The following is a 12,123-nucleotide window of genomic DNA, read 5'->3' as shown; positions in this document are numbered from 1 at the left end:
TCACCAATAGCGAGTCTCGAATATTAACTACATAATGGATATGACGAAATCGTTTCTAGCTGGTGAAATCGACTGCATGAGTTATTATCTGGACTTCCCCTATGAGGTAGAAAAGCGCTATCGGAAGATGGTTCGAGAAGACAGGGAATATGCGGATCTAATTTATGAATGTCTAGTAGAAGAAGGAACCGATAAGTTTGATGATCTGTCCGATGCCCAGTTCAAGAGGCTGATCAAGAAACAGTATAAATACATCCAAGATGTTGCAAGTGAAGGATTTTTATAAGAACGCGAAATTCGCCCCGATTTTCAATAGCTGAAAATCGGGGCGAATTTTTTGTGCAACGCCCATTATGATCACATATTTATGCAAACAATATTTAATCAACCTTAAGTATAACTGCATCTCCCTGGGCCAGGCCTCCACATATGGAGGCTACCCCATAACCTCCACCACGACGGCGCAGTTCAGCTATAAGTGTCATGGTGATCCGTAAACCACTTGCACCTACTGGGTGGCCCATTGCTACCGCGCCACCGTTTACATTGGTAATGTCGCGTAACTTCTTAATTTTCGCTTCATCACCATCACCCAAAATTTTAGTAGCGACTAAAGGCATAGCAGCAAAAGCTTCATTAATTTCAATAAGTTTGATATCATCAAGTTTCAACCCAGTAAGCTCCAGACCCTTTTGAATTGCTGGTGCCGGGGCAACCGCAATTTGTCTAGGTTTTAAGGCTATACTGGCTACCCTTAGTACAGTAGCGAGCGGTTCTAATCCTAATTCCTGAGCCTTTTTACGGGTAGTTACCATTACTCCTGCTGAACCGGTGTTTAGACCCGGGGCATTTCCCGCGGTTACTGTAGGACTTCCATTGGCCGTGGGTAGTTTGGCAAGAGTTTCTACTGTAGTGCCCGGACGGGGTTGCTGGTCACGATCAAAAATGATTGGTGGCTTCGTTTTCCCTTGGGAAATTTCAACAGGGAAGATTTCTTCCTTAAAATATCCTTTGGAATCGGCTTCGCCCCAAAGGGCATGACTGCGTTCAGCCCATTCATCCTGCATTTCTCTGGTAATTCCATACTCCAGGGCAACCTCTCCGGCATCGACAGCCAATACCCCAAATCCTGCGTATCCCAAGTTCATTAATTTATCGATCAACTTCATATCCCCTATGCGTTGACCATCCCAACGGCGTTCCGGTGGCAGGTAATACGGTGCACGGCCCATATTGTCAACACCTACAGCAATACTTAATTCAGCTTCACCGAGCATCAGGTTTTTCCAGGACAACTGTAGAGCGCTGGTGGAGGAACAACAAGCCCGATCTATGTTGTTGGAAATAGTTTCTTCGCGCAGGCCGGCTTTAATCAATGCCTGTCTGCCGATTATATCCGATTGAGTCCATGCTTCTCCTAAAATGCATTGACCCAAATTAACGTCATCAACGGCTTCCGATGGAAGACCTGATCTTTTGACTAACTCGGCGATAACCCAGCTTGCCAAGTCTGAACTAGGAATATTTTTCGTTACTCCCCCAAAGCGGTCAAAAGCAGTACGGGCAAAGGATACTACTACAATATCGTTATCGTTTTTTGACATAAAAACTACCTCCTGATCAATTTTAACTAGTTTAAATTACTATTTGGGTTGCATACGAATGGCGCCGTCTAAACGAATGGATTCTCCGTTAATCATTGGGTTTTCCACAATCTGCTGGGCCAGCATGGCGTATTCATCAGGTCTGCCTAACCTTGAGGGGAAGGGAACCATCTTGCCTAACGCATCCTTGACGTTATCGGGCAACCCTTCTAGCATAGGAGTATCAAAAGTTCCGGGAGCAATTGTCGCTGCTCTGATACCAAATTTGGAAAGGTCACGAGCTAAGGGGAGCGTCATGCCAACCTGGGCGGCCTTGCTTGCTGCATAGGCCACCTGGCCAATCTGTCCATCAAATGCAGCAACCGATGCAGTATTTATAATAACTCCTCTTTCGCCATCTGCATTGGGCTCATTCTGAATCATGGCCATGGCAGCGTTACGGATTACATCAAATGTTCCAATCAGGTTGATGTTAATAACCTTTTTAAATAGGTTCAGGTCGTGAGCGCCTTTCTTAGGATCGGCAGTTTTCTGCGCTATTCCAACGGCAGCACAATTTACCACAACATCTATCCGGTCAAATTTTTCTAATGCAAATTTAATGGCTGCCTCTACATCTTCGTTAATAGCAACGTTGGTTTTTGTAAAGGCCACCTGGCTTCCCAACTCAGAAACAATCGCAGGGCCTCTTTCTTCATTTAGGTCCAAAATTACAACATTTGAACCTGCCTTGACAAATCTCCGCACAACTGCTTCTCCAAGCCCTGAAGCTCCGCCGGTAACGATAGTAGTTTTATTTGTAAGTTCCATTATCAATTCCCCTTTATCTAATATTTGAATCCTTAAAACTATAGCTGAAGGTCTCTTCGAGTAATTAGTGTTATAAACCAAGAAGTCTCAACATTAATAACCTGAATTCCTGGTAAATAAAAGGACCCCGATGATCTTCGGGAGTAAATATATCCGTTCCTTAGCTGCAATTTTGTTTTCTAATAGATATCAATTTCCTCTTTTTTATTTTGGTCTTGCTTTTATTTAATTTGCATTAACCTGTCTACTATCACCTCCTAATGGCAGAACAACGAAGATGAAGAATGAAGAATGAAGAAATGAAATATGCAAATGATATGCCAATTTAAAAGAAAGCCCGTAAACAGGGGGAGAGATTAAAAGGAAGATAGAAGTGTCTTACAGTAAGAGGGGAAAAAGAATATGATATGTTTCAAAGATGAAACATTGGGTGAATGTCGTAGTGTTGAGGACATTCAAGAAAAGCTCAGAGAGTTATTTAAAGCAAGTTTTTGAACCTGAAATCATTAAAAAACATGAGAAAGCCGTTAATGGTTTGGAAGAGCAGATCATTGCCATGTATGCTAAAGATATGTCTACTCGGGATATTGAAGACCACATACGAGATATCTATGGTATCGACGTCTCTGCAGGTATGGCTAGTAAAGTGACGGACAATATCATGCCCTAGTTGCTGAATGGCAATCCCACCCAGTGGATGGATTCTATCCATTGGGTGGGATTGCCATTCACGTGCGCTCGTAAGTATCAGAAATGATGCACGGGCTGAGAAGAAATCTACCAATAGACAGTAGCGGGTTCAACGCTAAAACCCGTCGTTAACCAACTAAGCCCTAAGGGAAGGGTACCATAGCATGTTAGTAAAGGTACAAGTTCCCAAACCATTCTGCCTGTATAAGGATAAAAGCTATACTGCCTGAACCATAGTCAAAGGGGTTATAGCGTCAGCCTTGGCGAAAGATGGTTATAAACGCCATGTGACAGGGGTGTACAGCCAAAGTGGATGACGGTACATAACAATTCACTTTGATAAAGGAGTATGGGGAACGATCACTATGATAATGTATAGCCTTGGCTAGTACCATCTTCAACCGCAAAAAGCGCGGCTATTGAAATAGCCACATTATTTCAGGTTACCATCAGATTTGTCCTAAATTCACCGAGGGCTCTGGAAAAAGACAATACTATGCCTGCGACTATCCCATCCCAAGCACCATTCATTCCAATACGCCAAGGGTTCTTGCAGTATTCATAATATTCCGATCATCTGTTCAAAGGCTCTCCGGATTGTTTTATCATATAAACCTCATGCTGTGTTTCACTTTTAGACAACTGTGTTCCATATATGGAACATGTGGGCGATCTTGAAATATAAAAATGCGACTATTCCGACTTTTTAATTATTGGCACGGTTATTGCTAAGTTTAGTATGCAACGATTGGAAAGGCTTTTTCAAACAAGTAATGCGAGAAGGATGTGATGATAAGTAAAATATTGAAATATGATAACATTTTTTAGTATTTATTTATTTATTGTCATGTTATAAATGACAATAAGACTTGAGGAGGATGATTATAATGGAAAGAAAACTGCCGTTTACCCAAGAGCACGAGATGTTTAGAAAGACATTCCGCGATTTTGTCGAAAATGAGTTAGTACCTCACTATGAAGAATGGGAAAAAAATTCAATCGTAGCACGAGATGCGTTTAAGAAAATGGGAGACTATGGTTTTTTATGTAATTGGGTTGATGAGCAATATGGTGGCAGTGGTGCCGACTTTCTTTACGATATGATTATTATGGAAGAAATAGGTCATCGGTCTCTAATGGGCTTTTTTAGCCCCCTGCATAGTGCAGTTGTTGCTCCGTATATCGCTTCTTATGCTAATGATGAACAAAAGGCCCTATGGCTGCCTGGTTGCGTCAGCGGAGAGAAAATTCTGGCCGTAGCTATGACTGAACCAGGAACAGGCTCTGACCTGGCTGCCATTCGCACTAAGGCTGTTAAAAATGGAGATTATTATATACTGAATGGTTCAAAAACCTTTATTTCCAATGGAATACTGGCTGATTTAATAGTTGTAGCTGCCAAGACCGATCCCACCGCAGGTGCCAAAGGGATCAGCCTCTTCGTTGTAGAAAGAGATACTCCGGGTTTTGAAAGAGGTCAGAGTATCCCCAAAATAGGTTTACATGCCCAGGATACATGTGAATTGTTCTTTAACGATTGCCGGGTGCCAGTAGATAATTTGCTTGGTAAAGAAGGGGCTGGCTTTACCTACCTGATGCAGAAACTACAACAAGAAAGAATCGTTACTTGCCAAGGAAGTACATGTTTGGCAGAAAGAGCTTTGGAATTAACCATTCAATACGTCAAGGAACGTCAGGCGTTTGGACAACCTTTAAGCAAGTTTCAAAATACGCAATTTGTTCTGGCTGAGTGTGCTTCTGAGGTGCAAATTGCCCGAACCTTTACCGATGCTCTTATCGCTGATCACATGGCACACAAAGACATTTTACAAGAAGTCAGCATGGGCAAATACTGGATCTGTGAGACGGCACATAAGGTAGCTTCAAGATGTCTGCAATTGTTTGGCGGTTATGGTTACTGTTCTGAATATGAAATTTCCCGAATCTTTACTGATACACGGATAAAATCGATTTTTGCTGGTACCTCTGAAGTTATGAAGGTTATAGTGAGCAGAGGATTAGGATTATAGTTGTGAATTCTTTCCTAGACATAAAAACACCAAATTCAACCATTAGGAGGTTTATGTAATGAGTTGGAAAGATGAATATCAAAGGAAACTGATCTCGATAAACGATGCTGCGAAACTAGTGCAATCCGGAGATTACGTTGCGACTGGTTTAGGACCTGGAAATTGTTCAAGTGATGTTTACAATGCTATTTTAGCCCGTTATGAAGAGTTGGAAGATGTTATAATGTTTGATGCACTTCAAATTCGTGCTTCGAGGTTATTAAATCCAGAATTTTTGGTCAAATCATATGGTCATATTAACCATCAAACAGGTTATGGTCATAAGACGGTACGAAAAACCTATCAGCACAAGCTTTGTGATTATCTACCATCAAACGTCGTTGATTGCCATGAGAAGATATCGCGAAGGGCTAGCATTTTCATTGCCCAAGTAACTCCTCCCACTAAAGATGGATATGTTAATCTTGGCTTAAGTAATTTTTATACAATAGACAGTATTAGCTTTGGCAAAGCATCTGGTAAACTGCGTTTAGCAATAGCTGAAGTTAATGAGTTCCTTCCAGTTGTGAATGGTAATAACTGGATGCATGTATCCGAATTTGATTACTTCATAGAAAACGCCACCCCCCCGCTTATAGTTCCAAGAAGTACCCCTACTGAAGTTGAAAAAGCCATAGGTAATTATGTTCTGGAACTAATTAACGATGGAGATACTATTCAGATGGGGATAGGCGGTATTACTGAAGCAGTTGTTGCTGGTATTGAAGGAAAACATGATCTCGGTGTACATACAGAGATGTTTCCTATTGGGCTGCCCGAGTTGATTGAGAAAGGTATTGTCACCAATGCTAGAAAGCCTTTTCACAAAGGTATAACTATTGCTACCTTCTGTTTGGGAGAACAGAGTATGTATGATTATGTCGAAAATAATCCAGCTTGTCAATTATATCCAGCATCCTATACTAATAACCCTGCTTTTATTGCCCAACATCCTAACATGAAAGCCATTAATATGGCAATAAACTGTGATTTGACCGGTCAGATTACTTCAGAGGGAATAGGATCACGTATGGTAAGCGGTGTTGGTGGACAGCTTGACTTTATGATAGGCGCCCAACTCTCACCAGGCGGTTTTGGAATGACATTAATTACTTCCAGCAGAAAAAGAGACGATGGTTCTCTAATATCATCAATTGTTCCGGATTTGCCACCGGGAACTCCGGTTACAGTTCCACGCCATTATGCCCAATTTGTAATCACTGAATATGGTGTTGCCGATTTGCGTTATAAAAGCATAACAGAACGTGCAAAGGCGCTAGTTGCTATTGCACATCCTGATCTGCGTGGAGAATTACGTGATAGCATGAAGAAAAATTTCTTTCCCGGATTTGTCAGTGATTTAGTACTTGATAAGTAAGTCTCGTAAACAACCCAGGCATTTGGATTATACTGGCTATTTGGCTCTGGCCGTAAACTACCGGCATTATATATAAATCATCATGAACTAATACCTAAGCTGAAGGGGCGGGCTGTGTAAAAACAGAGTTGCCAAGACCGCTTAAAACCTTAGGTTTGGGCGGTCTTGTAATTTTGTAGGGAGAAAATTGGTATAATTTATGTACCATAATTAATCAGCACTTTAGCCTCAACCACAGTCAAACCATTGATTTCACTGGTATCTTTACCGATTTCAAAAGTGTATCAAATTCGGAGTTTTTTAAAGCTTTTGTCAGACCTTTCATTCTGCTAAAATCAGAGGAGAGAGAGGATGAAATGCGAAAAAACTTCTTTGTAAAATTAGTGAGATATATGAAGAATGTTTACCATCTCGAACGTGGTTTGAATAAACTGACTGACGAAAGGCAGTTGAGAATAAGGCTTTTGAAAACGGAACCATTGACGGATATACTGTGGTTGCTATCGATGGAACAAAATTCTTCGGGAGCAATAAGAAAAGCTGTCCAGAATGCTTGAAAAATAATAAAGGCGAAAAGACTCATTGTTTCCATAGTGGCGCTGTAATGTCAACAGTAGGGATTGGCCCCAAACTGGTTATTGGCTTTGAGATGTACAAGCCCGGACAAGATTCCATTTCGAAGGATGAAGGGGAGTTGAGCGTAGGGAAAAGGCTGATTTCAAGCGTCGTGAAGAGTCATAATAAATTAATCGAAGTTGTAGTTTATGATGCCCTTGCCTGTAATTCCATCTGGATTAACCACTGCAAAAATCTTGGTATTGATGCAATTGTCCGAGCAAAAAACAATAACAATAATAGTTTGCGGTTAGCAAAAAAGAAGGTGAATAAGTCAGAGGCAGTTGAGGTTTGGGAAGATGAAAAAGGATTTGAGAAAGTTGAAGTTTACGAGTCAACATTTACTATGGACAACGTAGAGCAACCGTTGCGTTTTATAAAATTTGCTCTTAAACATAAGAACAAACAGCGCACACAGATTATGATCGTAACGACATGTATGGATGGCGCTCAAGACATTGTTTAAAATTATAAGAGCACGTTGGGATATTGAGAACTCGATTTTTAATAACTTGAAAAGCAAATGTGGTTTAGAGCATAGCTTTGTGCATGGGGGGAAGGCAGTAGAAGCAGTGCTATATTTGATCTTTATGGCATCGAATATTATGCAATTATTTTTAGTGAGGCGACTGAGAAACCGTTTTACAACTCAACGAGAAATGGTAAGACTTTTATTGAAAGAACTATATCTGCTGAAGTATCGAGCTGAATTGGTTTTTAGTAGCTCATAGAAATTGAGTAATTAAATAAGAATCTAAAACATGGGGTAGGGGAAGGTGTATTCTTTTTTAAAGAGAATTAGATAAATGTTGAGGACAATTCGAAAAGTCATTTAAATATAGGATATGAAGCGGATAAATTCATACAGAGGCTAAATTGCTGAAGCCGAATTAGTTTTGAGTAGCGCATAGAGATTAGGCAACTAAATAAGAAGACTAATTTTGGGGTAGGGGAGGTATATCCATTTCGGAGTTAAATTAAGTAAATGATGGTGATAAAATACATAATAAGTGAATTCCTCAATAATGATCGGTGGAAATCATACAGAAGCTTAATTGCTGAAGCGGCGGTGCTTTCAGGCAAAAAAAATAGCCTTCGGTTTTTGTGCCGAAGGCTAATAGCGTCTTCACAGCATCAAGATATTTCAAGTCCTAACGCGCCTGACAAAGGCGTGCCGGAAAGGTTCGAATGCCTTAAGGCAATACGAGTTTATAAAGCCTTTATTTGTGGCCCGCGAAGACTACTCTGGACGGATAGCCCATACTTTCTTGGAAATTTCTTCAGGGTCAACGGTTATTCGGGCTGCTCCGCTGTCCATAGCGGCCTTGGCAACTGCTGCCGCTACAGCGGGGGCGACGCGGGGATCGAAAGCTTTCGGGATTACGTAATCAGGGTTGCGTTCTTCGTCGCTGACCAAGCTTGCAATCGCGTAGGCTGCTGCTATTTTCATTTCTTCATTAATTTGAGCAGCGCGAACATCTAGAGCACCTCTAAATATACCGGGAAAGGCCGAGACGTTGTTAACTTGGTTTGGATAATCCGAACGACCGGTGCCAACAACTTTAGCTCCTGCTTCTTTAGCGAGTTCAGGCATTATTTCCGGAACTGGGTTTGCCATGGCAAAGATGATTGGGTCGACAGCCATGGATTTAATCATCTCAGGAGTTAAGGTATTGGCTGCTGAAACGCCGATGAAGACATCAGCACCTACTAAAGCGTCGGCGAGGGAACCTGCTAGCTTCTGAAGATTGGTTACTTCAGCAATGGCGTCTTTGGATTTATTCATCCCGACAGGGCGCCCTTTATAGATGGTTCCTTTGGTATCACACATAATGACCTCTTTTACACCCATACTCATGAGTAATTTAATAATGGCCACACCAGCGGCGCCGGCTCCATTGGTAACAACGCGAATGTTATCCAATCGTTTGCCAACGACTTTAAGAGCATTGATCATACCAGCCATAACGACGATGGCTGTGCCATGTTGATCATCATGGAAAACAGGAATGTTCATTTCTTTTTTGAGCCGCTCCTCAATCTCGAAGCAGGCCGGCGCACTGATGTCTTCCAAGTTGATTCCGCCAAAGGTTGGTTCCAAAAGCTTTACCGTCTCAACAACTTTTTCGACATCTTCAGAGTTTAAGCAGATCGGGAAAGCATCAACTCCTGCAAAGGTTTTAAAAAGGACGGATTTTCCTTCCATGACGGGCAGGGAGGCGGGTGCCCCGATGTTTCCGAGCCCGAGAACTGCAGTTCCATTCGAGACTACTGCCACAAAATTGCCTTTGTTTGTATAAACATACGCTAAGTCGTTATCTTTCTGGATATCTAAACAAGGTTCTGCAACTCCTGGAGAGTAGGCCAAGGATAAATCCCGGCTGTTTCGGACAGGCACTTTACTGTGTACTTCCAGTTTCCCCACATTGTTACGATGAAGCTCTAAAGCATCTTCTCTTAATGATCTCATTTAGCTAATCTCCTTTTTGAAAATTTTCCTCTTAATTTTTATCGAATATAGTTGTTGAACTATTTTCGAAGCCAACGGTCAAGTGCAAATTTGTTAATTTCACGGTTTAAATCTGCCAGACTCGTTGTCAAAGGCATTTCTTTTGGACAAGCACGAACACAGTTCTGAGCATTGCCGCAATCAGCAATCCCGCCTTCATCGAGTAACGGAGCTAACCGTTCGTGTTTATTCATTTCTCCGGTCGGGTGGGCATTAAAGAGACGGACTTGGGATATTGCCGAAGGGCCAATAAATTTGGAGCGTGAATTCACTTGTGGGCATGCTTCCATACAACATCCGCAAGTCATACACTTTGACAATTCGTAGGCCCACTGACGTTTGACCTCAGCCAAACGAGGGCCAGAACCTAAATTATAAGTCCCATCAATGGGAATCCAAGATGACCTTGTCATACATCTCCGGCCCTCCGCGGGCAGAGAGATTAAGAAACATGTGAAAGATCAAGAACAGACCGATGGGCACTAACCCTAATAAAGAATGGACTCTGCGAATCAAGAAATGATCAGGCTTTTGTGGTGTACTCATAAATCCCGGATCCTCTCCTCTCAAGTTGTAATGATATATACTGCATGTTTGAAAGTTAGATGCAAGCTGTGTGCCAATTCGAGATGATTTAACTGTATTTTAAAAATATTTATCCCGGAGGCCGTACAAAGCCTTATCTGCATTAAGGTTCAGCCGATGGAATATTAAGTTAAGAATTGAGAAGGGGGAGTAATGAATTCTTATTAATCAAAATTTATACACAAAAAATTCTAAATAATAGAATTTGATCGAACATAAGTTTAGTTTGACAAGGATTAGTTTGAAATTAGTTTATTGCAAGTTAGGTCATAGTTCTCAGCTTATTATATAGAGTTGCCAGGGATTTCTTCAAGGCCTTGGCAGCTTGCTTCTTTCCTTCGGCAGAGTCGCCGAACCGTTTTAACGCCAAGCGGATCATTTGCTTTTCCATTTGCTCGATGGGCATTATTTCTTCGATCCCATGCTCCTGAGGAATAGGAGACAGGGAATCAAAGAGATTAAGGATGGATTTATGACTGATTAATTCTTCATCAGAAGTAAGCATAGCGCGCTCCATGACGTTTTGAAGTTCGCGGATGTTACCGGGCCAGTCATAAAACACCCCCAAAAACTAGATAACGACTCAACTATATAATTGCATGACAAATAAGCCTACTGCTTGGTGGCTTGTTTCTTTAAAGATGATTATTCTCTAACTTCCGGTGATGTTTACCTTAACCCCAACCCCAAGACTTTCCAAGGACTTTAGATTTCTTTGAATCATCTTTTTCTTGTTTAAAGTAGTAGTGTAATAGTCAAAATAATTATTGCAATGGGGAAGGGGAAACGGAAGATAAATTTCTTTCTGTTAATTTATTAGTATTAGCAGAGCAATTAGATGAAAGAGTTCAGTTTAACCTGACAATAAATGTTAAGAGTAAAACTCAAGTTGGTAGAACTTCAATGTGAAATAGAAGAAAAAGTAAAAAACTCTTCACTAAATAGGAATTTGTAACCATACGAGGAGTGATATTCTGTTTAGCGAGATAAATCTGGGTTCAATAATTCAACTTAAAATTACTTAAGTAATCATCAATCAACTTTAAGTGTTTATTATGTGCCTATAAAGTGCTTGTATTAGTATAATATATCCTGACGTCTAAATTGACGCCTGTTGCCATAGATTCCTCAACTTGGATGAATCATACTAGGCTCTGATTTTCAAAGCATTATAGAGCTCCTAGAGGTTGTTTTTTTAACTTGGATTGAATCGCTGACTCTAATAATAGGTTAGGACAGGCAAAATTGGCGAATTCATTGGTCCAGTGACAAAATACTGAAAGCGTTTCTCCAATGTAACGTGAAAAACATAATTACTCAGACACAGATAGCCTGATAAATCGATACGGATAAGATTGTGCTTGTGAAATCCGTGTCGGGCTTTTCAGGCTGTTTTTAGTATTACCCCCTAGCCGTATTTTATGCTCTACTTTACATAATATCTATTATCGGACCCAATAAAATTACTAACAACTCTGACGGGCGACACAAAAGTTCGGAACTAATTGACACAAAAGTTTATAAAGAGTTTATAAACCGACCTCATTCGAAATCTTTGACACAAAAGTCCATAAGACAATAAGACAATCATCGGTTTCTTCTAGCAAGCAGATCAACACCTGCCTAAAGTATACTCTACTGCGCTTGACCTAAGCTAAATCACAACTCGTTTGCCATTAGTGTTCATTTAACTATACGTGCTCAGAAAAGGACTATTGATTTGGAGATAGGTATTCTTTGAGCGTCAGAGACCTAGCTCAATCCCCTCCTTCCGTTATCCCAGTGTAGCGCCCAGCTCTTCTTCCCATTTTGCTATTTGTCTACCTTTTGGAATGCATTCATAACACTTTCTAACTAAAATAC

9 protein-coding genes and 3 pseudogenes are annotated in these 12,123 nt (G+C 40.9%); 6 read left to right on the top strand and 6 right to left on the bottom strand.

Going from position 1 to position 12,123, the window contains the following annotated elements:
* Positions 1 to 76: 76 nt before the first annotated feature.
* Positions 77 to 286: a hypothetical protein gene (locus JL57_RS11940; RefSeq protein WP_034142268.1), complete on the top strand. Its 210-nt coding sequence runs from the start codon at positions 77 to 79 to the stop codon at positions 284 to 286.
* 94 nt (positions 287 to 380) lie between these two features.
* Here JL57_RS11940 and JL57_RS11935 read toward each other — a convergent pair whose 3' ends face one another.
* Both JL57_RS11935 and JL57_RS11930 read right to left on the bottom strand, forming a co-directional pair.
* On the bottom strand, positions 381 to 1,604 hold the full coding sequence (locus JL57_RS11935; protein WP_034142267.1) for a thiolase family protein: 1,224 nt from the start codon (positions 1,602 to 1,604) through the stop codon (positions 381 to 383).
* A 39-nt stretch (positions 1,605 to 1,643) separates the two neighbouring features.
* Positions 1,644 to 2,414: a 3-hydroxyacyl-CoA dehydrogenase gene (locus tag JL57_RS11930; protein WP_034142266.1), complete on the bottom strand. Its 771-nt coding sequence runs from the start codon at positions 2,412 to 2,414 to the stop codon at positions 1,644 to 1,646.
* 490 nt (positions 2,415 to 2,904) lie between these two features.
* Between JL57_RS11930 and JL57_RS11925 the strand changes: the two are divergent.
* The 5 genes and pseudogenes from JL57_RS11925 to JL57_RS34240 all read left to right on the top strand — a co-directional run.
* A pseudogene (locus JL57_RS11925) lies at positions 2,905 to 3,152 on the top strand (transposase); the annotation flags it as partial.
* Between the two features lie 839 nt (positions 3,153 to 3,991).
* Positions 3,992 to 5,134: an acyl-CoA dehydrogenase family protein gene (locus tag JL57_RS11920; protein WP_034142264.1), complete on the top strand. Its 1,143-nt coding sequence runs from the start codon at positions 3,992 to 3,994 to the stop codon at positions 5,132 to 5,134.
* A 58-nt stretch (positions 5,135 to 5,192) separates the two neighbouring features.
* Complete coding sequence (locus tag JL57_RS11915) at positions 5,193 to 6,551, top strand: acetyl-CoA hydrolase/transferase family protein (protein ID WP_034142263.1); 1,359 nt, start codon at positions 5,193 to 5,195, stop codon at positions 6,549 to 6,551.
* A gap of 553 nt (positions 6,552 to 7,104) precedes the next feature.
* Positions 7,105 to 7,632 carry a spermidine/putrescine ABC transporter substrate-binding protein gene (locus tag JL57_RS11905; protein ID WP_291299992.1) on the top strand — a complete coding sequence of 176 codons (528 nt, stop codon included), beginning with the start codon at positions 7,105 to 7,107 and terminating at the stop codon, positions 7,630 to 7,632.
* Positions 7,610 to 7,897 carry a transposase gene (locus tag JL57_RS34240; RefSeq protein ID WP_291299991.1) on the top strand — a complete coding sequence of 96 codons (288 nt, stop codon included), beginning with the start codon at positions 7,610 to 7,612 and terminating at the stop codon, positions 7,895 to 7,897. The genes JL57_RS11905 and JL57_RS34240 overlap by 23 nt, the downstream gene beginning before the upstream one ends.
* A 509-nt stretch (positions 7,898 to 8,406) precedes the next feature.
* Here JL57_RS34240 and JL57_RS11900 read toward each other — a convergent pair.
* The 4 genes and pseudogenes from JL57_RS11900 to JL57_RS11890 all read right to left on the bottom strand — a co-directional run bounded on the left by JL57_RS11900 (position 8,407) and on the right by JL57_RS11890 (position 10,765).
* Positions 8,407 to 9,636, bottom strand: coding sequence for an NADP-dependent malic enzyme (locus JL57_RS11900; RefSeq protein ID WP_034142261.1), 1,230 nt, complete (start codon positions 9,634 to 9,636; stop codon positions 8,407 to 8,409).
* Between the two features lie 59 nt (positions 9,637 to 9,695).
* Positions 9,696 to 10,076 (bottom strand): annotated as a pseudogene (locus JL57_RS11895) (4Fe-4S dicluster domain-containing protein); the annotation flags it as partial.
* Positions 10,075 to 10,221: pseudogene (locus tag JL57_RS34235) on the bottom strand (succinate dehydrogenase); the annotation flags it as partial. The pseudogenes JL57_RS34235 and JL57_RS11895, both read right to left, overlap by 2 nt.
* Positions 10,222 to 10,522: 301 nt before the next feature.
* Positions 10,523 to 10,765: a hypothetical protein gene (locus JL57_RS11890; RefSeq protein ID WP_034142260.1), complete on the bottom strand. Its 243-nt coding sequence runs from the start codon at positions 10,763 to 10,765 to the stop codon at positions 10,523 to 10,525.
* Positions 10,766 to 12,123: the final 1,358 nt, after the last annotated feature.

The sequence above is a fragment of the Desulfosporosinus sp. BICA1-9 genome (genome assembly GCF_000802135.1).
The sequence above is the reverse complement of the archived record's forward strand: the minus strand, read 5'-3'. Positions and strand labels throughout refer to the sequence as shown.

Excerpts from the sequence above, each read along its gene's own strand:
- JL57_RS11920 (WP_034142264.1), top strand. The coding sequence starts at position 3,992 with ATGGAAAGAAAACTGCCGTTTACCCAAGAGCACGAGATGTTTAGAAAG.
- JL57_RS34240 (WP_291299991.1), top strand. The coding sequence starts at position 7,610 with ATGGCGCTCAAGACATTGTTTAAAATTATAAGAGCACGTTGGGATATT.
- JL57_RS11890 (WP_034142260.1), bottom strand. The coding sequence starts at position 10,765 with ATGCTTACTTCTGATGAAGAATTAATCAGTCATAAATCCATCCTTAAT.
- JL57_RS11915 (WP_034142263.1), top strand. The coding sequence starts at position 5,193 with ATGAGTTGGAAAGATGAATATCAAAGGAAACTGATCTCGATAAACGAT.
- JL57_RS11940 (WP_034142268.1), top strand. The coding sequence starts at position 77 with ATGAGTTATTATCTGGACTTCCCCTATGAGGTAGAAAAGCGCTATCGG.
- JL57_RS11930 (WP_034142266.1), bottom strand. The coding sequence starts at position 2,414 with ATGGAACTTACAAATAAAACTACTATCGTTACCGGCGGAGCTTCAGGG.
- JL57_RS11935 (WP_034142267.1), bottom strand. The coding sequence starts at position 1,604 with ATGTCAAAAAACGATAACGATATTGTAGTAGTATCCTTTGCCCGTACT.
- JL57_RS11900 (WP_034142261.1), bottom strand. The coding sequence starts at position 9,636 with ATGAGATCATTAAGAGAAGATGCTTTAGAGCTTCATCGTAACAATGTG.